We start from the raw sequence: 21,726 nt of genomic DNA on the forward strand, positions 1-21,726 counted from the left end.
TACTCGGGTCCCATGCAAAGCACTTACTCCCGTTCCATGCAAAGCTGTCCCAGGCAAGGTGCTTGCCGCCGGCGTTCGCGCAAACACGAGCCGTCCCGCGATAAAGTTCGCGCTCGCCGTCTATGAACTTCGATGGCAAAACCTGCGCTCAGCGCCCCTGCATCAGCCGCAGGCTCGCGACGGTCAGCATGTCGGTCGCGCTGCGGAAGTTCTGTTCGGTCGTGCATTCCTCGGCCGCCAAAAAGAATGCCTTGCACTGGCGCACGCCCGCATCGTCGAGCGCGAGAATGCGCTCGGTGAGCGCGTCCGCGTCGCTGCGCAGCATTGCTGGCTCGCAGACCTTCGTGATCAACCCCGCCTGCAACGCGGCCGCGGGCGTCAACGCGTCGCCCAACAGGACCATCGGAAACAGCGCCTTCGGCAAAGCGTAGCGGCCCGCGTACGCCATGATCGCGGCAGGCGGCAAACCCTTGCGCATCTCGGGAAACGCGAGCGTCGCGCGCGACGAGACCAGCGTGAAGTCGCACAGAATCGCCAGTCCGAAGCCGAAGCCGTGTGCATCGCCCTGCACTTCCGCGATCGCAATCATCGACGTGCCGCGCACGAGCCGCTTCAGTTCGATCAGCCGCGCGACTTCCGAACGGATCGACACCGCATCGCGCGCGGCGCGCTCGCGTCCCGTGCAGAAAACGTCGCCGCTCGCACGGATGCGCAGCACGCGCGCGGTCGGCTCGGCTGCCTCGCTGCGCAACGTCGCTGTCATCGCGTCGAACATCGGGCCGGAAATCTCGTTACCCGCGTCCGGGCGATTCAGCGTGAAGCTCAGCACGTCGCCCGCTCGCTCGATCAAAACCGGCTGCGGCAATGGACTGCGATCCATGACATCTCCTGTTGTATAATCTGTATACAGCGTATTCACATGATGACGAGGTGTCAATGCCTTCCAGCAAAACAGTGGTCAAGACTGCCGGCGCCGCCGCGCACAAGCGCGCGAAAGAGCCTCATGCAGGCGCGCATTCGCTAGACAAGATCGCGATCAAATATCACTCGCGCCTGCGCACGGTGCATGCATCGAGCGACTCATTGAGCGAGGGTGTGGTGGTGCCCGCGTTGCGCGAGGCGATCGTCGAGGGGCGTGCTCGCGCCGGGCAGCCGCCTTTCGGAAGTGCAGGTCGCGAAGCAGTTGAACGTAAGCCGCACTCCGATGCGCGAGGCGTTCGCGCAACTGGAACGCGAGGGACTGGTGACGGTCCTGCCGCGCGTCGGCGCGTACGTGCGCGCCGTGACGCTGCGCGATGTCGAGGAGATTTACACGGTGCGCGCGGCGCTCGAATGTCTTGCCGTGCAACTCGCGTCGGAGCGCATCACGGCGCTCGGCACCGCGCAATTCGACGACGTGATCGAAGCAATGCGAGCGAGCGTCGATGCCGACGATCCGGCGAGTTACGTCGATGCGCTAGATCGCTTCTACACACTCGTGATGACGATCGCCGACAACCGCACGCTACAGGACAGTCACGCAGCTTTGATCGGACCTGTGCGGCGCCTGCGACGCATTGCGATGGCGCGCGGCGGCCGCATGCTCGCGTCGTTCAGGCAGGCGGTCAAGATTCGCGACGCCATTGTGAACCGCTCGCCGAACGTGCAGGACCTGATGCGCGAACAGTTGGCCGGCGCGTGCCGTGCGGCGCTCGACGTGTTAAACGACGCAAATGAATAATCGAGGAAACGAGTCATGATCAATACGCAAACCGCCCGCATTCTTTCCCGCTACAAGAGCTGGGCCGACACGGTGCTTTTCGACGCCACCGGTGCCCTCGCGCCGGAGGAAGTCGTCAAGACGCGGCAGACGTTGTTCAAAACGATGATCGGCACGCTGAATCACAACTATGTGGTCGATCTGATCTGGAAGGCGCATCTCGAACGCAAGGAGCACGGCTTCACGACGCGCAGCGTGGTGCTGCACGCCGAGCTGAACGACTTGCGTCGCGCGCAACAGGACGTGAACGCATGGTTCGAACGTTGGGCCGATGCACAAAGCGATGCGTCGCTGGCTGAAGAGTTGACGTTCGCGTTCATCTCCGGCGAGCGTTCGACGATGTCGCGCGGCGCGATGTTCATGCATCTCGTGAACCACGCTTCGTATCATCGCGGGTGGGTCTGCGAAATGTTCTTCGAGGTTCCCGCGAGACCGCCGACCACCGACCTGCCTGTTTTTATCGCGGCCCACCCGGAGTCCGGTTTCTCGCGCGCTTAGCCGCTAGCAGTCGTGTCGACATGGCTACCGGTATTTATGAAAAACAACACTCTCACAGGTATTGCGGGGCGCTGTGTATCCTTCGGGGAAGTCGGCGGGCGAACCAGGGTTCATCTTGTGCTCGTAGTGGCGCCCCTTGATCATGCCGCGACTGCCCGCTAACGGATATCTGGGAGAGGCAAATGACTGACAGCAGTTGGGACCGAGTCCCAATCGATTCGCAAAGCATCGATGCGCCACTGTCGCGTGCGGCGGTGTTTCTCACCTTGACGGTCGCCGAGGGTCGCGAGGCGCTACAGGTCGTCGCCGGCGTCCTGGACGGTCTCGACGATCTGATCAAGACGGTCGGCTTTCGCGATCTCAACGGCCGGCTGTCGTGCATCACGGCCCTGGGGTCGGCGCTGTGGGACCGTTTTCAGACAGGCAAGCGCCCGAAGGAGCTGCGCCCCTTCACGCCGATCGAGGGTCCAACGCACACGGCACCGGCCACGCCCGGCGATCTCTTCTTCCATATCCGGGCCGAGCGCGAGGATCTCTGCTTTGAATTCGAACGCCTGCTGATGGACCAACTGGGCGATAGCGTGACGCTGGCCGACGAGGTTGCGGGCTTTCGCTACTTCGACTCGCGCGACCTGCTTGGTTTCGTCGATGGCACAGCCAACCCGACCGGTCGCGAGATAGGCTCGTCAACGCTGGTCGGCAGTGAGGATCAGGAGTTCGCCGGCGGCAGCTACGTGGTAGTGCAAAAGTATCTGCATCAAATGCAGCCGTGGGCTCGGCTTCCCAGGAATGAGCAGGAACAGATCATCGGCCGGGAGATCGTCAGCAACGTGGAATTGCCCGACGCGGCGAGCGGCCAGAAGTCGCACAAGACCCTCGCCACGATTGTGGACGACGACGGCACCGAGCACGATATCCTGCGTGACAACATGCCCTTCGGCCGCCCCGGCCACGGCGAATATGGGACCTACTTCATCGGCTACTCCAGGCATCTTTGGGTGACGCAAAAGATGCTGGAGCGCATGTTCCTCGGCGATCCGCCGGGCATGCACGACCGCCTGCTCGATTTCTCGACTGCGCACACCGGCGCGGTGTTCTTCGCTCCGGCGCCGCGCACGCTCAGTGCCCTGTTGCAAGCGGTGTAGGTGGAACGCCCCGATCAGAACCCGGCGGCCAGTCCATCGCGCCGGGTGTCGCTCGCGGCGACATAACCGCGTTCGGGATCGTTGCGGTCGAGCTTCCAGATGTACTGGCCGGAGCCGAAATCCATATACGGATCGTCGACCGATTTGATCGTATGGCCGAGCCCCTGGAGCGCGCGCACCGTGTCCACATCGAGCGTCGCTTCGACGTCGACCGAGAAGTCGCGGTTGACCTTCCAGCGCGGGGCGTCGCAGGCGGCCTGCGGTTGCTGGCCGTAGTCGAGCATGCGCACGATCGATTGCAGATGCCCTTGCGGCTGCATATCGCCGCCCATCACGCCGAAGCTCATCACCGCTTCCTGTGTGCCGTCCACCTGCTGCGTGAGGAACGCGGGGATGATCGTATGGAACGGCCGCTTGCCGCCCTCGACCACGTTCGCCGACTTCGGATCCATTGAGAACCCGTAGCCGCGGTTCTGCAGCGAAATGCCCGAGTCCGGCACCACGATGCCCGAGCCGAAGCCCATGTAGTTCGACTGGATGAAGCTGACCATCATGCCGCGCTCGTCCGCCACCGACATGTAGATCGTGCCGCCCGCCTTCGGCATGCCGAAGTCGAATTGCGTGGCACGCTTGCGGTCGATCAGCTTCGCGCGCGACTTCAGGTACGCGTCGTCGAGCATCTGTTCCGGCGTGACCTCCATCGAGCGCGGGTCGGCGACGTACTGGTAGACGTCGGCGAACGCGAGCTTCATGGCTTCGATCTGCAGGTGCTGCGATTCGATGCCGTCGACCGGCAGCGAGCCCAGGTCGAACTGTTCGAGAATGCCGAGCGCGATCAGCGCGGCAATGCCCTGCCCGTTCGGCGGAATCTCGTGCACCGTGTGGCCGCGATAGTCCTTGCTGATCGGCTCGACCCAGTCGACACGGTAGTTGCGCAAGTCGTCCATCGTGAGCGCGCCGCCGCCCTGGCGCGAGAACGCGGCGATCTGTTCGGCGATCTCGCCTTCGTAGTAAGCGCGCGGCCCCTGCTCCGCCAGCTTGCGCAGCGTCTTCGCGTGACCGGGAAAGCGCACCAGTTCGCTGACTTCCGGCGCGCGGCCGCGCGGCATGAACGTGTCGGCGAAACCCGGCTGATCGCTGAGCTCAGGCACGGCCGCCGCCCACTTGTACGCAACCACGCTCGCTACCGCATGACCCCGTTCGGCGATCTCGATCGCCGGCTCCATCAGGTCGGCGAACGGCAGCGTGCCGAACTTCTGATGCAACGCCTCCCAGCCGGCGATGACGCCCGGCACCGTCACGGCATCCCAGCCGCGCTTGGGATGCTTCGCGAGACCGTTTTCCTCGCCGTACTTACGCTTGAAGTAATCGACGTTCCATGCCGCCGGCGAGACGCCGGACGCATTCAGGCCATGCAGCTTCTTGCCGTCCCAGACGAGCGCGAACGCGTCGCTGCCGAGGCCGTTGGAGACCGGCTCGACGAGCGTGATCGCCGCCGCTGCGGCAATCGCCGCATCGATGGCATTGCCGCCTTTCCACAACATGCGCAAGCCGGCTTGCGCGGCAAGCGGATGAGACGTCGAAACGATGTTGCGCGCGAACACGGGCAAGCGCGGTGTCGGATACGGGTTTTGCCAATTGAAACGTGTCATTGAAAACTCAAACGAAAGTGATGAGAGGGCCAGTCGGCCGATGAAAGCGGTGACGGAATCCGGTCACGACTCGCGCGGATCGAGCGCATCGCGCAGACCGTCGCCAAGCAGGTTGAAACCGAGCACGGCCAGGAAGATCGCGATGCCGGGGAAAATCGACATCCACGGCGCCTGGCTGACAAAGTCCTTCGCGGTGTTGAGCATCGAACCCCACGACGGCGACGGCGGCAACTGGCCGAGCCCGAGGAACGACAGACTCGCTTCGGCGATGATCGCGGTCGCGATCGTCAGGCTGGCCTGCACGATGATCGGCGGCAGCACGTTAGGCAGAATGTACCGCACAATGATCCGTGCGTGGCCGAGGCCGATTGCCCGCGCGCCTTCCACGTAGTCCTCCGCCTTCACGGTGATCGCCTGGCCGCGCGTGAGCCGGACGAAGCGCGGCATCGCGGAGATGCCGATCGCGGCCATCGCGTTGGTCAGGCTCGGTCCAAGGAACGCGGCGAGCGCGATGGCGAGGATCAGGAACGGAATCGACAGCAACGCATCGGCGATTCGCGAGATCACGCCGTCGACGAGCTTGCCGAAATAGCCGGCCAGCAAGCCGAGCGGCACGCCGATCGCGACCGCGATGCAGACCGACACGACGCCCGCCAGCAACGACGCACGCGCGCCCCACAGCAGACGGCTCAGCACGTCGCGGCCGAGTTCGTCGGTGCCGAACCAGTGCGCGGCCGAAGGCGCCTGGCGCACGGTCATGAAGCTGGCCTGCACCGGGTCGTAATGCGACAGCCAGGGCGCGAAGACCGCCATGACGACGATCAGCAGCACGAGCGCCGCGCCGAACACGGCGGCGCGATTGCGCATGAATTTCACCAGTCCGCGGCGCTCGCGGCGCGGCAGTACGGTCGTCTGCGACGCAGCGGCCGAGGCATGAACGGGGGCGGCGGGAGTAGCCATCAGCTGCGTCTCAGTCGGGGATTGAGGAGGACGTACAACACGTCGGCGCACAGGTTCACGACGATGAAGCACAGCGCGGTGACGAGCACCACGCCCTGCACGACCGCATAGTCGCGATTGAACACGGCGTCCACGATGAGCTTGCCGAAGCCGGGGATCGTGAAAACCTGTTCGGTCAGCACCGCACCCGCGAGCAGTTCGCCGAACAGCAGCGCGAGCACGGTGACGATCGGAACCAGCGCGTTGCGAAAGGCGTGCTTGACGACGACGGTGCCGCGCAGCAGCCCTTTGGCACGCGCGGTCCGGATATAGTCGGTGCGCAGTACGCTCAGCATCGCGCTGCGCGTGTGACGCATCAATTGCGCGCCGAGCGAAGCGCCGAGCACGAACGCGGGCATCAGCATGGTCTTGATGCTGAGCCAGAAGTCTTCGGTCGGCGACACATAGCCGGACGACGGCAACAGATGCCAGCGCACCGACACGATGAAGATCAGCATGATGCCGAGCCAGAAGTTCGGGATCGACATGCCGGACAGCGCGAACACGTTCGCTCCGTAATCGAGCGCGCCGCCGCGGCTCGCGGCGGAGATGACGCCCGCCGGAATGCCGATACCGATCGCGAAGATCATCGCCATCGCCGCGAGTTGCAGTGTGACCGGCAGCTTCTGCGCGATCAGCGACGTCACCGGCACGTCGGTGCGCAGCGACGCGCCGAGATCGCCACGCACGACGTCACGGACCCACAGCGCGTACTGCGTCGGCACCGGCTCGTCGAGGTGGTACTTGACGCGCAGCGACGCGATCAACTGCGGGTCCTGGTCTTCCCCGGCCATCGCCGTCACGGGGTCGCCCGGCAGCAGCTTCTGCAGGCCGAAGATCAGCATCGACACCAGAATCAGCGTCGGAATGGCGACCAGCACGCGATTTGCAATGATCCGCAGCATGACCGCTCAGCCCTTGATACTGACGCCGCGCAGGCGGACCAGGCCGTCGGGATACGGCGTGAAGCCTTGCACCTTCTTCGACAGCTCGAATGGCCACGGCTGGTTATAGACATAGACGATCGGATCGTCGTCGGCGAGCAGCTTCGACGCCGCTTCGTAGTCGGTTTTACGTTCCGCGGTGGTCAGCTTCACGCGCGCGGCGTCGAGCAGGCGGTCGACTTCGGGGTTGCAGTAATGCGCGTAATTGAGGTTGCCGGAGCACGTGTTGAACTGATGCAGATTGCCGTCCGGATCGACGCGGCCCGACCAGCCGAGGTACATCGCCTCGAAGTCGCCGCTGTGGGCGGCGTTGAGTTCGGTCGCGTAGTCGGTCGGCCGCAGCTTGAGATTGAAGCCAGCTTCGCTGACCATCGCCTGCATCATCTGCACGATCTGGCTCGACACCGTGTTGTTCGGATAAGTGAACTCGATGTCGACATGCTCGTGGCCCGCCGCCTTCAGCAACGCCTTCGCCTTCGCGATGTCGCGATGCGACATCGGCAGCGACGCGTTGTAGTACGGGCTCGACTTCGGCACCGCCTGATTCGCCGGCGCGAAGATGCCCGCGCCGATCACCTGGTTGATCGCGTCGCGGTCGATCGCGAGCTCGAATGCCTGCCGCACGCGCTTGTCTTTGAGCACCGCGTTGCTGCGCTTGCCGTGGCCGATATTGAACGTCACGTAGTAGTAGCCGAAGCCGCTGACCGGCGCGAACCTGAAGTTCGTGTCGCTCTTCGCCGACGCGACATCGGACGGCGCGAGGCGCTCGAGCATGTCGAGCGAACCCGAGCGCAGATTGGCGAGGCGCACGGTGCTGTCCGGAATCGGCAGGAATACGACGCGCTGGATCGGGTATTTGTCGGCGTCCCAGTAGCCGGCGAATTTCTCGAGTACGACGCGATCGTTCTGCACGCGCTGAACGAACTTGTACGGACCCGAACACACCGGATGCGCGGCGACGCCGGCCGGATCGGCGAGCGTCTTCGGCGCGAGCATCATGCCGGCGCGGTCGGTCAGCGTCGCGAGCAGCGCGGCGTCGGGCTGCTTCAGCACGATGGCAACCGTGTAGTCGTCGATGACGTCGACGTGATCGACCGACGCCAGTTCGCTCTTGCGGTTGCTCGTCTGCAGCGTGCGGTCGCGGTCGAGGTTCGCCTTGACGGCGGCCGCGTTGAACGGCTCGTCGTTCTGGAACTTCACGCCTTTACGCAGCTTGAATGTCAGCGTCTTGCCGTCGGCACTCGTCGTCCACGAGGTTGCCAGCATCGGTACGATCTTCTGGTCGGGCGTGATATCGACGAGCGCGTTGCACAGCGACGCAAACACGATCCGGTCGACGAGCTGCACGCTGCGTGCGGGGTCGAGCGAACCGATGTCGTCCTGCAAGCCGATCCGTATTGTCTGACCGGTCTGGGCCATCGCGGCGCCGGCGCCAAGTGCGAGCGCCGCGGCAATCAACATTCTTCGCATGAGCATTTTCCCTTTGTATTCCGATTCATCAAACGGTGTGGTGAAGAGCCTGGCGGCGCGGCGCGCGTCCCGCTTGTTCGCTCGAATTTCATCGCGGCCACCGGCTCAGTCGCCCGCGGAAGCTAGCGCCGTCTGGCGCTCGCGGTAGATCGCGAGCCGCTCGATCAATTTCGGACTGACGCTCGTGGCCAGCGGTGCGCCGCTGCCGGCGTTCTGGATCTCGCGCCAGAAGTGGCACGCGACCTGCCGTCCGTCCTCGAGCCGTTCGCTGACTGGCCGCACTTCGGCGCAATGCGGCTTCGCATGCGGACAGCGCGTATGGAAACGGCAACCCGAAGGCGGCGCGGTCGGACTCGGCAGATCGCCGGATAACGCGGGCTTCGCACGCCGCTCGTGCGGGCTGCTCGCCGGAATCGCGCGCAGCAGTGCTTGCGTGTACGGATGCAGCGGCGCGTCGAACAGTGCATCGACATCGGCCAGTTCGACGATCTCGCCGAGATACATCACGGCGACGCGGTCGCTCATATGGCGGATCACCGCAAGGTCGTGTGCAACCATGATCAGCGTGAGGCCGAGGTCCTGCTTGAGCGTCTCCAGAAGATTGATCACCTGCGCTTGCACCGAGACGTCGAGCGCCGACACCGGCTCGTCGCCGACGATCAGCTTCGGCTCACCGGCCAATGCGCGCGCGATGCCGATCCGTTGCCGCTGGCCGCCGGAGAATTCGTGCGGGTAACGGTTCGCGTAGGCCGGCTGCAGGCCGACCGTGCGCAGCAGGTGAGCGACGCGCTCACGGTGCCCGGCGCTGTCGGGCGCGAGCCCGTGCAGCGCGATCGGCTCGCCGACGATCTTGCCGATCGTCATGCCCGGATTCAGCGACGCAAACGGGTCCTGAAAGATGATCTGCATTTCGCGGCGCAACCGCCGCAGCGGCGCGCCTTGCTCATGCGTGATGTCCTTGCCTTGATAGAAGACGCGGCCGTCCGTCGAATCGATCAGACGGAGCAGCAGGCGGCCGAGCGTGGACTTGCCGCAGCCCGATTCGCCGACGATCGCGAAGGTCTCGCCCGCCTGCACCGCGAACGACACCTCGTTGACTGCATAGACCGTTGGCGTGCGCATGAAGAGCTGCCGCGTACCGCCAAAATGCTTCGTCAGCGAGCGCGCCTCGATGATCGGCGCCGGCGAATGAGAAGCCGGCTGCGAGGCCGGCTGTGCGTGCGGCGTCGGTGCGTGCGGGGTCGGTTCAGTGGGCGTCGTCATGCCATTTCCTCACGCAATACCGGCGCGGCGACCTGTTCGACCGGAGCGAGCCAGCACGCAACGCGATGCACGCCGGCGATCACCTTATCAGGCGGCGCGGCGTCAATGCAGCGTTGTTCGGCGAACGGGCAGCGCGGCGCGAAGCGGCAGCCGTGCGGCATCAACTCGGGCGACGGCACCGAACCGCGGATCGTCGCAAGCGCGCCTTCCCGCTTGCCGACCGAAGGAATCGCGCCCATCAGGCCGATCGTGTACGGATGTTGCGGGTCGTCGAACAGATCGGCGACGGTGCCGTATTCGACGATGCGTCCCGCGTACATCACCGCCACGTGGTCGGCGACTTCCGCGACGACGCCGAGGTCGTGCGTGATCAACACCATCGCGGTGCCGGTCTCGGCTTGCAGATTCTTCACGAGCGCCAGCACCTGCGCCTGGATGGTCACGTCGAGCGCGGTTGTCGGCTCGTCGGCGATCAACAGGCGCGGGCGATTCGCGAGCGCCATCGCGATCATCACGCGTTGGCGCATGCCGCCGGAAAGCTGATGCGGGTACGCATCGAGCCGGGTTTCCGGCGCCGGAATCCGCACCAGCCGCAGCATCTCGAGCGCCTCTTCGCGCGCTTGCCGGCGCTCCACATTGCGATGCCGGCGGATACTTTCGCCGATCTGCTCGCCGACCGTGAACGCCGGATTCAGCGACGTCATCGGCTCCTGAAAGATCATCGACAGCCGGTTGCCGCGAATATCGGCCAGTTCGCGCTCGGACAGCGCGAACAGGTCCTTGCCTTCGAAGTGCGCGGTGCCGGCGACGCGTTGCGCAGGCGGACTCGCGAGGAGCCCCATCAGTGCGAGCGACGTGACGCTCTTGCCGCAGCCCGATTCGCCGACGATGCATAGCGTCTCGCCAGTGCCGACCGAGAACGACATGTCGTCGACGAGGTTGGGCGCGTCGGCGTCGCGCGAAAACTTTAACGAAAAGCCGCGAACCTCGAGAACCGGTCGGCGGGCGTCATCGGTCACGCTGGGAAACTCCATATCGTGCTGCTAGTCCTGTTCAAGGCTGTCTCGCGGCGATTATGTGGTGCGCTTTACGACAGAAAATATTAATATTTCTTACCCGTACTTAACTTTTTCTTGAGGATGAACGATGCCCACGCTGCGCATGCTGAGAACCTTTCGGGCAGTCGCGCGCACCGGATCATTCGCGGCAGCGGCCGACAGCGTCGCGCTGACCCAGGCGGCGGTCAGCTTGCAGATGCGCGGGCTCGAACAGGCGCTCGGCCGCCAGTTATTCGACCGCAGCGGCCGGCAGATCGCACTGAGCCGCGACGGGCAAGATATCTGGCCGAAGGTCGAGCAGATTTTCGACCTGCTGGCCGAACTCGAGGCGACGCCGGCGGATTCGATGGTCGGGCCGGTGACCATCGGCGCGGTGGTGTCGGTGATCGGCGCGCTCTCGCTGGTCATCGCGCGTCTGAAGGCCGCGCATCCGCAACTGGATGTGCGGCTGCTGTCGTCGCGCTCCGACGAACTGGCGCGGACAGTCGAGGCGGGTGAGGTCGATATCGCGGCAGTCGTCGCGCATGCCGACACCACCCTGCCCGACACGCTGAAGTGGACGACGCTCTACACGGAGCCGCTGATGCTGGTGGTCAGCCGCGAAATCGGCGACAACGATCCGCGGCGGATTCTGCGCAGCTATCCCTTTCTGCGCTTCGACCGGCGCGTGCGCACCGGGCGCGTCGTCGAGCATGCGCTGCAAACAGCCGGCGTGACGGTCAACGAATATCTCGAACTCAATTCGATCGAAACGATCGTCGCGCTGGTGCGCGAAAATGTCGGCGTCGCAGTGTTGCCGCTTCTGCATCGCGGCAACTGGCAAAACGATCCGTTACTGCGAGTGCTGCCGATTTCAGATCCGCCGGTGCTGCGCACAGTCGGCATGATCCAGCGCGCGTCATATGGCCGGCCCGGCATCACGCAGGCGATTATCGATACGCTGCACAGCGACTGAGCGGCCGGACATGGCGTGTGCGCTGTTCTGTTCTATGACTCAATCGATCCGCAGCGGATAGTCAATTCAGCCATGGAAATCACGCGCAAATAATTTCCCACCACTGAAATAAACCCGTTCGCCTTCCCGTTCATTCAGCGTTGTGATCTTTGGACGGAACAAGGAGTGCGGCCATGAAGTCTCTACTCGCAGCGTTCACCGTCGTAGCGTGCGGCGCGGCTATCGCGACACTCGCGTCGTGCGGCGGCAGTTCCAGCTCGAACAGTTCCGGGCCGCCTTTGCAGTCGTCGTTCACCGCAACGGCGCTCGTCTCGGATGGCGCCGTGTCGGCGGCGCACACGGACCCCAATCTGAAGAATGCCTGGGGCGTGGCCTTCAATCCGAAAGGCTTCGTCTGGGTCGCCGACAACGGAACCAACCTCGCGACACTCTATGACGGCAACGGCGTGCCGCAATCGCTGGTCGTCACGATCCCCAATGGTACGAATGGAACAGCGTCGCCGACCGGCATCGTATTCAACGGCACGCAAAGCTTCAACGTGACGCGAAACGGCAAGACGGGCGTCGCCGCGTTTATCTTCGTGGGAGAAGGCGGCACCGTCACCGCGTGGGCGCCCGCCGTTGGGCCGACGAATGCGTTTGTCATGTACGACGACGGCACCGGCGCCGCCGTGTACAAGGGCCTCGCTCTCGCGCCGAACAACGGCAACAACTTTCTCTACGCCACCGATTTCCATAACGGCAAGATTGACGTCTTCGACACCAACTTTGCCAAAGTCGCCATGCCCGGCGCCTTTGCGGATCCATCCATTCCTGCCGGCTTCGCGCCGTTCGGCATCCAGTTGATCGGATTGAATCTGTTCGTCACCTACGCGAAGCAGGATGCCGACAAACATGACGACGTCGCGGGAGCAGGACTCGGTATGGTCGACGTATTCGACACGGCGGGCAATCTCAAGCAGCGCTTTGCAACGGGCGGCGCGCTGAATGCGCCGTGGGGTATTGCGCAAGCGCCGGGCAATTTCGGCTCATTGAGCGGCGCGGTGCTGATCGGCAATTTCGGCGACGGCACGATCAACGCGTTCAACGCATCGAGCGGCCAGTCGATGGGCGCCATCAGGAGTTCGAACGGCAAGGCGATCGTCGAGCCGGGTTTGTGGGGCATCGCGTTCGGCAACGGGCTCGACAATCAGCCTGCCACTACCCTCTTCTTCGCTGCGGGGCCCAATGACGAAGCGGACGGCGTCTATGGAAGAATCGATCTGAATCCGGCATCGACCTCGGGTTCCGCCACGGGAACGAGTACAGGCACGAGTTCGAGCGGCGGCGCCAGCATCGGCATGTAGGTTGTGGGCAATCGTGCGGCCGCTAAGGTGGAACGAGCGGCCGTATTGCTTTGAGCACCGCGAGCGCCCGAGAATCGTACAGCGGCCTGTCGGCCATCACCCTGCGGACAAAGGAACTGCTGAGCGGGAAGTAGTTCTCTTCAGGAGAGAAGGTCGCTCGTCGGGAACGAGCGACCGGCAAGTCGAAGCCTCCAAAAAAGCGGCCGCAAGCGTCTGGCGGCGGCCGTTCGCCTACCTGGTTCAGGCGTCGCGCTCAATTCTCGAACTGCCGAATCGTCGCGTTGTACGCACGTGTGGCCATCTCCTCGAGCGGCAGCTTTCGCTCGACTTCCGACAATATTTCCACGCCCCACGGCCCGTCAAAGCCCGTCGCCTGGACTGCCTTGATGAAGCCCTGCACGTCGAGTACGCCTTCACCAGGCAGACGGCGTTTGTGGCAGGTGTCCATCCACAGCGGCTCGATTGCGTAACGGTCCGCGTCGTCGAGTTCGATGCCCTTGATAAATTCCGGCTTGATTGTGGCGATTTCCTTGAAGTCCACATTGCCGCGGCTCAGGTGCCAGATGTCGAGCAGCAGACCCGCGTTCTTCCTGTTCGCGCCTTCGACGATGGCCTTGCCGGTTTCAATCGTGCGTACGTTGCTGAACGGCATGATTTCCAGCATCACTTGCGTACCACGCTTCTGGGCATCGTCAGCCAGCTTGCCGAATTCATCGACCATCAGCGGAATGTTTGCGGTTTCTTCGCCAATGCCTGGACCGACCTTCACGATGCGCGCACGAAGTTCTTCCGCAGCCTTCAGGTAGTAGTACCGCATGCTGTCCGACGTGCGGCGGCGCTCGCCGGTTTGACACCAGTCGACCAGAAACTCGAACTCGACGTGCTTCATGCCGTTGGCTTCGAGGATTCGGCGCATTTCCGGGAAGCCGATCTTGTCGGCCGTTGCATAGATATCCGAATGAATCAGGCCGATGCCGTCCCAGCCCGCTTTTGCTGCCGCTTCAACGCGATCCTTGAAGCTGAATGGACTGATTTCCGTCGGGCCAAACGGAAAGACGTCGCCCGACAGGGTGAAGTAAGCAGCAACAAGTTCGACTTTAGATCTGGACATGAAAACCCTCATTAAGAAAGCAGCGACCGACCCGACGGGCGTCGCTAGAAAACCATGCCCCGAACTATCGCGTAGAAACGGCAGCGGATAAACAACCCTCGAATCGTCTCACCGTAGAGTTTGAATCTACACGCTGGCGTTTTGCGGATTGCTGGGCGTGTCGCGGCCCGCAAAAGCGGCGCGCAGCGTCATTCTTCGAAAGCCGCGTGGTTATCGCCGTCTGCAAGTCGCAATTTTTCCAGTGAGCGGAAATAACTTTTCGTTCTGTCGCATTTTTCTTTCCCATACCAAGCCGTACTGTGCCTTCTCGAGAACATTAAAACCCGGCTCACCTATCTCAGGGGCCATCAGGAGACACAGCATGAACATCCGCAAATCCGTTATTTCTTGCCTTGCTGTCAGCGCTATCGCCACCGCTTTCAGCAGTGGCGCCCAAGCCGCCGACCAACCCCGCGTCGCATTGCTTATGCCGACGCAGAGCGTCGAGTACTGGGCGCTCTATGTCAAAGGCTTCGAAAAGGAGGCCGCGGCGCAAGGCATCAAGCTCGACGTGAAGGTCACCAACTACGACCCGAATGAGCAGGCAACCCAGGTCGACCAGACGCTCGCGCAGAAGCCTGATGTCATCGTCCTCGTGCCGGTTGATTCGAGCGCAATGGTCCCGTCGATTCGCAAGATAGACCAGGCAAAAATCCCGCTCGTCATTTCCAACTCGATGCCCGACCAGAAGTACTCCCGGTACTGGAAAGTCTTCACTGGGCCGAACGACATCAGCAACGGCGACGTCGCGGCGAAGACGATGATTCAAGGCTTCAAGGAGAAGGGATACGGCGATAAAGGCAAGGTCATCGTCATTAACGGCCCGATGGGCACGCCTCCGCAAGTCCAGCGCTATCAGGGCTTCGTCGATGGCCTCAAGAAGAATGCGCCGGGCATTGAAGTAGTTGGCTCGCAGCCGGCCGACTGGGATGCGGTGAAGGCGGAAGCCGCCGCGTCGGCGCTCTTCACGCAGTTCAAAGACGTGAAAGGCATCTACACCGAGAACGATTCACAACTTCGCGGCGTGGTGACCGCCGCACAACGGCTCGGCCTCGACCCTTCGAAGCTCGTGATTGTCGGACACGGTTGCGACTCCGGCGCGGTGGAAGCTATCTCGGCCGGAAAGGCGTATGCCACGGTCGAGCAATCTCCCTTCGACGACGGCGCTTACGCCGCGAAGGCCGCGAAGCAACTCGCCACCGGCAAAGCCCCGCAAGCCGTGCAGTACCTGCCGAACCCGGCGGCCACCAAAGCCACGTTGAACGTCTGCTATTCCCAGAAAAAGTAAGTCACGCGACGGCTACCCAGTTGCTGCGCAGCCAATAGGACGCAACGCGACCCTGCGGGGTCGCTTTCGCTTAAGCACGGAGACACGAATGAGACGAGAGATTGGCGTTGCCGTGATTGGAACTGGCTTTATGGGAAAAGCGCACGCGCTGGCGTACAGAGCGGTGCCGAATGCTTTTCCTGGGTCTTTGATCCCGCGGATGGTGGCCGTCGCCGATGTCAGCGAGGCTGGAGCAAGGCAAGCGGCCGAGCAGTTTGGCTTCGAGCGTGCGACGAATGACTGGCGGTCACTCCTCGAAGACCGCGATATTCAAGTCGTCTCAATCACGACGCCATGCAGCTTGCACCGAGAGATGGCATTGGCAGCGATCGCCGCCGGCAAGCATGTGCATTGCGAGAAGCCTATTGCGCCATGCGCTTCCGATGCTCACGACATGATGAAGGCGGCCGAGTCCGCGAACGTCGTCACGCAAGTCGGCTACAACTACATCAAGAATCCCCTTCTCAAACTGGCGCGGGAGATGATCGCGTCCGGCGAACTGGGCGATATCACGAGCTTTCGCGGCATCCATGCGGAAGACTACATGGCCGACCCTGAGATTCCCTATAGCTGGCGAGTCGACCCTCAAAACGGTGCTGGCGCGCTGGCGGAAATCGGCAACCACATCGTCGGAATGTCACGCTTCCTTCTTGGTCCTATCACCCATGTGAACGCGCAACTCGAGACCGTCAATAAGTCGCGCCCAGTGTCGCCTGGTTCGCTCGAGCGCCTGGAGGTCAAGGTCGACGACATTGCCAGATTGATGGTGACCTTTGACCGCGGGTGTTCGGGCTCGATCGAAGCAAACTGGACCGCGACTGGCCGCAAGATGCAACTCGAGTTCGAGATTTATGGAACAAAGGGTGCATTGTGCTTTTCCCAGGAGCGCTTGAACGAGCTCCGCTATTTCAAGGCCGGCGGCGACGTACGGACATCGGGATTCACTCGAATCGAAGCCGGACCCGCACATCGTCCCTACGAAAACTTCACGGTGGCGGGCGGCCACCAATTAGGCTTCAACGATTTGAAAACCATAGAGATGGCCGAATTCATCGCCGCAATCGAACATGGAACGCCTACGTTCCCGGACTTTCGGGAAGCGTGGGAAATCCAACGGATTGTCGACGCCGCCATCCGGTCTTCGGCCGAGGCACGGAGAGTCTCTCTGTAACCAACCGCGTTTCTGTACGACTGCAGCCGGACGCCGATATTTCCGGTGGCTGGAAATATCATTTCGCGGCCACGCATTTTTCTTTCCTCGGCGAACGAATAACCTGTGTTTAACGATAACGAAGCCGCTAAAGCGAGTTTCGGATGGAGACGACATGCATTCCTGCGCACGCAGCGATTCTTTGCCAATTCCTCTCCTCCTGAACTCACAGCAGCGGCATCGCTGATGCGGCAGCGCCCACGGCATGCCTGCGCTTCAGTCTCGATGCAAGGCTTCGTTATTCGACATGTATGCGTCACGAAGCGTGAGCAATCACGCGTATGAGCAAGGTGACGGTGACGGGCATCGACCCGTAGCAGCGGACGACCGAAGAGTGTCCGCGTATGGAGGAAGACAATGCTGCAAGACGCTAAAACACGCGGCGAGACGCTCGCCACTCAGAGTCTGCTGTGCGCTCGCAATCTGACCAAACACTATGGTGGCGTGAAGGCGCTCACCGGCGTCAGCCTCGAGCTGGCACCTGGTGAGATTCACGCGCTATGTGGCGAGAACGGTGCAGGCAAAAGCACGTTTATCAAAATTCTTGGTGGCCTGGTGCAGCCGGACGACGGTGAAATTACCATCGACGGACATCAACTTAAGCTGGGGCATCGCACCGACCCGAGACTTATCTCCATCGTTCACCAGGAGCTGGCTATCGTCCCGACGCTGTCGGTGCTCGATAACATTCTTCTCGGTGGAGCGAACCAGAGCGCAATCTACCGTCGCAGCCAATACCGGGACTCCGTCCGTGAGCATCTGGATTCGGTCGGACTGTCGCATATCAAGCTCGACGCGCCTGCGTCGCGACTGAGCCTCGCCGAATGCCAACTCGTCGAAATCGCCCGGGGCATGTCGCGTCAAGCGAAGGTCCTGCTGCTGGACGAACCCACCGCGACCTTGTCGGATGCGGAGATTGTTCGGGTCTTCGATGTCGCGCGCAAACTGCGTGACCAGGGGACCGCGATGATTTTCGTCAGTCATCGACTCGACGAAGTGTTTGCGCTCACAGACCGGGTAACGGTCTTCCGCAATGGACAGCATGTGCTCACGCAGCGCACCGCGGATATGACGACCGCAGAGGTGGTCAAGGCAATGATTGGTCGCGAGCTGGTGCACAGCAAGGTCATGCCGCCGGAGAAACGCGCCAATGTGGCGCCGCGTCTTTCGATTTCCAACCTGACGGTCGCGGACAAGGTCAAGGAACTGTCAGTCGACGTCGCGCCGGGCGAAATCCTCGCCGTGGTCGGCCAGTTGGGTTCGGGAGCGGAAGTCCTCGTTGAAGCCCTTGCCGGCCTGCGCGGTGATATTTCCAGTGCGGTGAAAGTGGACGGCCAAACCGTCAAGCTCGACAGCATTCGCAACTCGCTGCGAGCGGGAATCGCGTACGTGGCAGAAGACCGCGCTGACAAAGGCGTTTTCCTGGATGCGCCAATTGCCATCAATATCACTGCGTCCGTTATGGCGAAGTTCACCCGAGCGGGAATCATGCGAAGCGCAGGGGAACAGGAAGAGGCACGACGCCTGGCCTCGATGTTCACCATCGACCCGAGGCGTCTTCCGCACGAAGTGTCGACGCTTAGCGGCGGCAACCAGCAGAAGGTCTCTCTCGCGAAGGCAGTAGCACTAGCTCCACGTCTGTTGCTTCTGAACGAGCCTACTCGGGGCGTCGATATTGGCGCGCGCAGCGAAATTTACGCCACGCTGCGCAAGATGGCGGACGAAGGCCTGGCGATCGTCTTCTATTCGACTGACCTTGAAGAAATCCTGGAGCTCGCGGATACGGTTCTCACTGTCTTCAGAGGCCGGATGGTCCGTCATAAGCCGCGCTTCGAGATAAACGGCGACACGCTCCTGCACGACATCGTGGCAGGCGACGGCGATGCATCTCATGGCCATGTCTCTTTCCGGAACCAGACTGCGGAGGTGGGTAATGCATAAGACAGCTCTTGAGCCTACCGTGCAGGTATCGACGACTGCGCTACGACGTTGGGCCGCAGCATTGTTCGGCACGACGAGTATTCACGCTGCGTCGATTCGCATCGCTACCCTTGTACTTATCGTAGTGGCTGCGGCTATCGTTCCGCACTTCACCGAGTTCGGAAACATGCAGTCTCTGATGTACTCGGTGGCCGCAGTCGGCATTGGCGCTATCGGGATGGCGCTAGTGACCCTCAGCGGAAATCTCTTCATGCTTTCGATGGGCGCAACAGCGGCCGTCTCCACTGTGATGTTCGCTGCGCTCATTCATCTGGGTCTCGGCGCAGCGCTGCTGCTTGTCGTGTTGAGCGGCCTTTTGATTGGGGCTCTCCAGGGTGGAATCATCGCATTGGGCAGAGCGAATCCCATCATCACCACGATTGCCACCTCGTCAATCATCATTGGTGCTGGCGTTATCTACACCGGCGGGCTTACCGTCATCGGAAAAGGCGACGCGACCTGGCTCGGTCAAGGACGGTTATTTGGCTGGCTGCCGAATCAGATCCTGGTGCTGGCTATCTTTGCGGCCATCGCAAGCTTCATTCTGCAAAAGTCACGTATCGGGCGGGAAATTCGACTGATTGGTATGCGAGCCGAAGTTGCGCGCATCGCAGGGCTTCGGTTGATGACGGCAACGCTCGTTTGCTATGGATTCGCGGGCGCCGCAGCGGCGCTTGCCGGCTCGTTGATTGCATCGTCGTCGGCGCAAGGCAACCTGACCTACGGCATTGACCTGGACTTCAACGCAATTGCTGCCGTGCTCGTCGGCGGAATCTCGATTCGAGGCGGACGCGGACAAATCTCCGACGCGGTAACCGGCGCCATTTTCCTCGCCGTTATCAGCAACATCCTTCTGGTCAGCGGTGTGAGTTACGAGTACCAGTTGGTAGCGAAGGGCATCGTCGTTCTCGCGGCAGTCGTGTTCGGCGCGTTGCTTGCCCGGCTCGGTCCGGGACGGAAATAACAGGAGATTTGAAAATGGAACAGTCTCAACGACTTCTCAATCTGGCCATTCGCCTCGTACTGCTCGTGGGAATGCCTATTGTCTTCGGCCTCTGCGTCGACCACTATTTTTCGCAGGCGAACCTCTACGCAATCTTCCAGGCGTTTGCATTCCTCGGCATCATCGCGCTCGGTCTTTCGGTCACGATGATTGCGGGCGAGTTCGATCTGAGCGTCGCTGCAATCTCGACAGTTGCCGGCCTCATCACGGTGAAGTTCGGTGGCGATAGTGCGATGCTCGGCATGCTGTACGCAATCATCTTTGGCGTGGTGGTCGGCATCGCTAACGCGGCGCTGCTGCCGTGGCTCGGTGTCTCTTCGCTGGTGACGACAGTCGGCTCCATGATGTTCCTTACCGGCATCGGTTACTGGATTGCGGGCGGCCGCGTGCTGAGCTACGCCAACCTCGATGTCAGCGACTTCCTTGACCAGAACATTGCTGCAATCTTTTCCCCCCGTAGCCTCATCACAATCGCCTGCTTTGTCGCCGTATCGCTGTTCTTGCGTTACACCACCCTCGGGCGCGACATCTACGCATCGGGTGGGCATCGGAAGGCGGCAATTCAGAGTGGCGCGCGTGTGGGTAAGGCACTGACGGTCGGCTTCGTCATCTCCGGCGGACTGTCGGCACTGGGCGGCGGCCTTCTCTCGCTGAGCCTCGCGACTGCGTCCGCAACGATGGGAAGCAATATCCTGCTTCAGGCGGCTTCAGCGGCGATTGTTGGCGGTGTCGCGTTGGGTGGAGGTATCGGTTCGCCGCTCGGCGTGGCAATGGGTGTTCTGATTCTTACTGTGCTGAACAATGGGCTCGGCCTGTTGAGCGCTACGTCTACGCAGATTCTTCTCGTCAACGGCCTTTTGCTTCTGATTGTGGTTTTGCTCGATGGGCGCCTCGGTGCAGTGCTGGCGTCGCCGCTCGAGCGATTTATTGCATTTCGCCGAGTGCATTGAAGGCCGGCATTTCAGGTCGCAAACGTCATCCAACGTTCTTCGAGATTCAGGCTTCTGACGCGCTCCATGAGGAAGTCCGTGAAAACTCTGATTTTCGCGGGCTGGTAACGTCGGCTTTGATAAGCGAGGTTGATGGTCAGACGTGGCAATTGCCAATCGTCGAGCACTGGCACGAGACGGCCAGACACGATGTCGTCGTGAATGATGTAAAGCGGTTGGACAACAATCCCTAGCCCTGCCCGCCCGGCCGCGACGATGACCTGGCCTTCGTTGGAGTCGAGCGCGCTTGTAATGGCGATATTGCGTTCTTCCGTTCCCCGACGCAGATGAAGCAGATAGGGGTCAACGGCAAGGTTATAGACGAGCATGTTGTGCTGCGCGAGGTCCTCGGGGTTCTGGGGACGACCGTGCGCGGAGAGGTACGCCGGCGACGCCGCCAGCACTCGCCTGGTCTCAGCAAGGCGTCGTATGGTGATGCCGGAGTCTCCCTCGTGCTCCCTGGTGCGAATGGCGATGTCTATCCCGGCTTCGATGAAGTTCTGGTACTGATTCGCCGCGACTATCTGAACCGACAGGTTGGGATAGCGCGTGAGGAACTCCGGCAGCGCGGGTGCAATATGCATCATTGCGAATGAGACGGAACTGGTCACGCGCAGTACACCGCGCGGGCTCACTGCCTCTTCGGAAGCAATCGAGTCGGCTTCGGACAGTTCGGAAATAACCGCAGTGCAGCGACGATGATATTCACGGCCGGCGTCAGTGAGCCACATGCGGCGGGTCGTCCGCTCTATCAACCGTGCGCCGAGGCGCTCTTCCAGCGAGCTCAGCGTTCGACTGGCCGCAGCGTTCGACATGTCGAGCTGCTCGGCCGCCTTCGACAGGCTGCCCAGATCGGCAGTGAGCACAAACAACTGCAATTGCGTCCAGCGGTCCATCGCCTGCCCTCTTCCCATTCAGGTGAAACATTCAGGTGAAAAAATCGGAAGGGATTCTTCCACCCCTTCCGGGCCCAATATG

At 62.0% G+C, this 21,726-nt stretch carries 19 protein-coding genes; 10 read left to right on the forward strand and 9 right to left on the reverse strand.

Features of this window, described 5'->3' with window-relative positions:
* Window positions 1-148 precede the first annotated feature (148 nt).
* Window positions 149-880, reverse strand: coding sequence for an enoyl-CoA hydratase/isomerase family protein (locus ABIE53_RS30855; protein ID WP_192700242.1), 732 nt, complete (start codon window positions 878-880; stop codon window positions 149-151).
* A 255-nt stretch (window positions 881-1,135) separates the two neighbouring features.
* Here ABIE53_RS30855 and ABIE53_RS30860 point away from each other — a divergent pair, with 255 nt between their 5' ends.
* The 3 genes from ABIE53_RS30860 (at window position 1,136) to ABIE53_RS30870 (ending at window position 3,402) form a co-directional block, all read left to right on the forward strand.
* Window positions 1,136-1,720 carry a GntR family transcriptional regulator gene (locus tag ABIE53_RS30860; RefSeq protein ID WP_376916632.1) on the forward strand — a complete coding sequence of 195 codons (585 nt, stop codon included), beginning with the start codon at window positions 1,136-1,138 and terminating at the stop codon, window positions 1,718-1,720.
* Window positions 1,721-1,735: 15 nt separating this feature from the next.
* Window positions 1,736-2,257 carry a DinB family protein gene (locus ABIE53_RS30865; protein WP_006050444.1) on the forward strand — a complete coding sequence of 174 codons (522 nt, stop codon included), beginning with the start codon at window positions 1,736-1,738 and terminating at the stop codon, window positions 2,255-2,257.
* A 182-nt stretch (window positions 2,258-2,439) separates the two neighbouring features.
* Window positions 2,440-3,402 carry a Dyp-type peroxidase gene (locus tag ABIE53_RS30870; RefSeq protein ID WP_107707933.1) on the forward strand — a complete coding sequence of 321 codons (963 nt, stop codon included), beginning with the start codon at window positions 2,440-2,442 and terminating at the stop codon, window positions 3,400-3,402.
* Window positions 3,403-3,416: 14 nt separating this feature from the next.
* Here the strand turns inward: ABIE53_RS30870 and ggt are convergent, their stop codons facing one another.
* The 6 genes from ggt to ABIE53_RS30900 form a co-directional block, all read right to left on the reverse strand.
* Window positions 3,417-5,054 (reverse strand): gamma-glutamyltransferase, encoded by a 1,638-nt coding sequence (gene ggt, locus ABIE53_RS30875; RefSeq protein ID WP_192700244.1) that lies wholly within the window; start codon window positions 5,052-5,054, stop codon window positions 3,417-3,419.
* A gap of 63 nt (window positions 5,055-5,117) precedes the next feature.
* Window positions 5,118-6,014 carry an ABC transporter permease gene (locus ABIE53_RS30880; protein ID WP_192700245.1) on the reverse strand — a complete coding sequence of 299 codons (897 nt, stop codon included), beginning with the start codon at window positions 6,012-6,014 and terminating at the stop codon, window positions 5,118-5,120.
* Complete coding sequence (locus ABIE53_RS30885; protein ID WP_029968859.1) at window positions 6,014-6,958, reverse strand: ABC transporter permease; 945 nt, start codon at window positions 6,956-6,958, stop codon at window positions 6,014-6,016. The genes ABIE53_RS30880 and ABIE53_RS30885 overlap by 1 nt, the downstream gene beginning before the upstream one ends.
* Window positions 6,959-6,964: 6 nt before the next feature.
* A complete protein-coding gene (locus ABIE53_RS30890; protein WP_192700246.1) occupies window positions 6,965-8,467 on the reverse strand; it encodes an ABC transporter substrate-binding protein in 1,503 nt (500 codons plus the stop codon).
* A 105-nt stretch (window positions 8,468-8,572) separates the two neighbouring features.
* The gene (locus ABIE53_RS30895; RefSeq protein ID WP_310076435.1) at window positions 8,573-9,730 is read right to left on the reverse strand and encodes an ABC transporter ATP-binding protein; all 1,158 of its coding nucleotides are present in this window, start codon (window positions 9,728-9,730) and stop codon (window positions 8,573-8,575) included.
* Complete coding sequence (locus ABIE53_RS30900; RefSeq protein WP_310076434.1) at window positions 9,727-10,749, reverse strand: ABC transporter ATP-binding protein; 1,023 nt, start codon at window positions 10,747-10,749, stop codon at window positions 9,727-9,729. Before ABIE53_RS30900 ends, ABIE53_RS30895 begins: the two co-directional genes overlap by 4 nt.
* A 127-nt stretch (window positions 10,750-10,876) precedes the next feature.
* On the opposite strand from ABIE53_RS30900, the gene ABIE53_RS30905 reads away from it, so the two are divergent.
* Window positions 10,877-11,743 carry a LysR substrate-binding domain-containing protein gene (locus ABIE53_RS30905; protein ID WP_029968854.1) on the forward strand — a complete coding sequence of 289 codons (867 nt, stop codon included), beginning with the start codon at window positions 10,877-10,879 and terminating at the stop codon, window positions 11,741-11,743.
* Window positions 11,744-11,916: 173 nt separating this feature from the next.
* Window positions 11,917-13,089 carry a TIGR03118 family protein gene (locus ABIE53_RS30910; protein ID WP_192700248.1) on the forward strand — a complete coding sequence of 391 codons (1,173 nt, stop codon included), beginning with the start codon at window positions 11,917-11,919 and terminating at the stop codon, window positions 13,087-13,089.
* A 253-nt stretch (window positions 13,090-13,342) separates the two neighbouring features.
* Here the strand turns inward: ABIE53_RS30910 and ABIE53_RS30915 are convergent, their stop codons facing one another.
* Window positions 13,343-14,200 (reverse strand): sugar phosphate isomerase/epimerase family protein, encoded by an 858-nt coding sequence (locus ABIE53_RS30915; protein ID WP_192700249.1) that lies wholly within the window; start codon window positions 14,198-14,200, stop codon window positions 13,343-13,345.
* A gap of 361 nt (window positions 14,201-14,561) precedes the next feature.
* Between ABIE53_RS30915 and ABIE53_RS30920 the strand changes: the two genes are divergently transcribed.
* From ABIE53_RS30920 to ABIE53_RS30940, 5 genes are all read left to right on the forward strand, one after another.
* Window positions 14,562-15,527, forward strand: coding sequence for a sugar ABC transporter substrate-binding protein (locus ABIE53_RS30920; RefSeq protein WP_192700250.1), 966 nt, complete (start codon window positions 14,562-14,564; stop codon window positions 15,525-15,527).
* Window positions 15,528-15,615: 88 nt separating this feature from the next.
* Window positions 15,616-16,737, forward strand: coding sequence for a Gfo/Idh/MocA family protein (locus ABIE53_RS30925; protein ID WP_192700251.1), 1,122 nt, complete (start codon window positions 15,616-15,618; stop codon window positions 16,735-16,737).
* Window positions 16,738-17,133: 396 nt separating this feature from the next.
* On the forward strand, window positions 17,134-18,717 hold the full coding sequence (locus ABIE53_RS30930; RefSeq protein ID WP_192700252.1) for a sugar ABC transporter ATP-binding protein: 1,584 nt from the start codon (window positions 17,134-17,136) through the stop codon (window positions 18,715-18,717).
* A complete protein-coding gene (locus ABIE53_RS30935; RefSeq protein ID WP_192700253.1) occupies window positions 18,710-19,720 on the forward strand; it encodes an ABC transporter permease in 1,011 nt (336 codons plus the stop codon). Before ABIE53_RS30930 ends, ABIE53_RS30935 begins: the two co-directional genes overlap by 8 nt.
* Before the next feature lie 14 nt (window positions 19,721-19,734).
* A complete protein-coding gene (locus tag ABIE53_RS30940) occupies window positions 19,735-20,709 on the forward strand; it encodes an ABC transporter permease (protein WP_192700346.1) in 975 nt (324 codons plus the stop codon).
* Window positions 20,710-20,720: 11 nt separating this feature from the next.
* Here the strand turns inward: ABIE53_RS30940 and ABIE53_RS30945 are convergent, their stop codons facing one another.
* Complete coding sequence (locus ABIE53_RS30945; RefSeq protein WP_029968837.1) at window positions 20,721-21,644, reverse strand: LysR family transcriptional regulator; 924 nt, start codon at window positions 21,642-21,644, stop codon at window positions 20,721-20,723.
* Window positions 21,645-21,726 lie beyond the last annotated feature (82 nt).

Source organism: Paraburkholderia sp. OAS925, assembly GCF_040543975.1.
Lineage (GTDB): Bacteria > Pseudomonadota > Gammaproteobacteria > Burkholderiales > Burkholderiaceae > Paraburkholderia > Paraburkholderia graminis.

What these genes read in the sequence shown, in the direction of transcription:
- ABIE53_RS30935 (WP_192700253.1), top strand. Translation starts at nt 18,710, where the DNA reads ATGCATAAGACAGCTCTTGAGCCTACCGTGCAGGTATCGACGACTGCG.
- ABIE53_RS30925 (WP_192700251.1), top strand. Translation starts at nt 15,616, where the DNA reads ATGAGACGAGAGATTGGCGTTGCCGTGATTGGAACTGGCTTTATGGGA.
- ggt (WP_192700244.1), bottom strand. Translation starts at nt 5,054, where the DNA reads ATGACACGTTTCAATTGGCAAAACCCGTATCCGACACCGCGCTTGCCC.
- ABIE53_RS30910 (WP_192700248.1), top strand. Translation starts at nt 11,917, where the DNA reads ATGAAGTCTCTACTCGCAGCGTTCACCGTCGTAGCGTGCGGCGCGGCT.
- ABIE53_RS30940 (WP_192700346.1), top strand. Translation starts at nt 19,735, where the DNA reads ATGGAACAGTCTCAACGACTTCTCAATCTGGCCATTCGCCTCGTACTG.
- ABIE53_RS30865 (WP_006050444.1), top strand. Translation starts at nt 1,736, where the DNA reads ATGATCAATACGCAAACCGCCCGCATTCTTTCCCGCTACAAGAGCTGG.
- ABIE53_RS30885 (WP_029968859.1), bottom strand. Translation starts at nt 6,958, where the DNA reads ATGCTGCGGATCATTGCAAATCGCGTGCTGGTCGCCATTCCGACGCTG.
- ABIE53_RS30890 (WP_192700246.1), bottom strand. Translation starts at nt 8,467, where the DNA reads ATGCGAAGAATGTTGATTGCCGCGGCGCTCGCACTTGGCGCCGGCGCC.
- ABIE53_RS30930 (WP_192700252.1), top strand. Translation starts at nt 17,134, where the DNA reads ATGCTGCAAGACGCTAAAACACGCGGCGAGACGCTCGCCACTCAGAGT.
- ABIE53_RS30905 (WP_029968854.1), top strand. Translation starts at nt 10,877, where the DNA reads ATGCCCACGCTGCGCATGCTGAGAACCTTTCGGGCAGTCGCGCGCACC.
- ABIE53_RS30880 (WP_192700245.1), bottom strand. Translation starts at nt 6,014, where the DNA reads ATGGCTACTCCCGCCGCCCCCGTTCATGCCTCGGCCGCTGCGTCGCAG.
- ABIE53_RS30870 (WP_107707933.1), top strand. Translation starts at nt 2,440, where the DNA reads ATGACTGACAGCAGTTGGGACCGAGTCCCAATCGATTCGCAAAGCATC.
- ABIE53_RS30915 (WP_192700249.1), bottom strand. Translation starts at nt 14,200, where the DNA reads ATGTCCAGATCTAAAGTCGAACTTGTTGCTGCTTACTTCACCCTGTCG.
- ABIE53_RS30855 (WP_192700242.1), bottom strand. Translation starts at nt 880, where the DNA reads ATGGATCGCAGTCCATTGCCGCAGCCGGTTTTGATCGAGCGAGCGGGC.
- ABIE53_RS30920 (WP_192700250.1), top strand. Translation starts at nt 14,562, where the DNA reads ATGAACATCCGCAAATCCGTTATTTCTTGCCTTGCTGTCAGCGCTATC.
- ABIE53_RS30945 (WP_029968837.1), bottom strand. Translation starts at nt 21,644, where the DNA reads ATGGACCGCTGGACGCAATTGCAGTTGTTTGTGCTCACTGCCGATCTG.
- ABIE53_RS30895 (WP_310076435.1), bottom strand. Translation starts at nt 9,730, where the DNA reads ATGACGACGCCCACTGAACCGACCCCGCACGCACCGACGCCGCACGCA.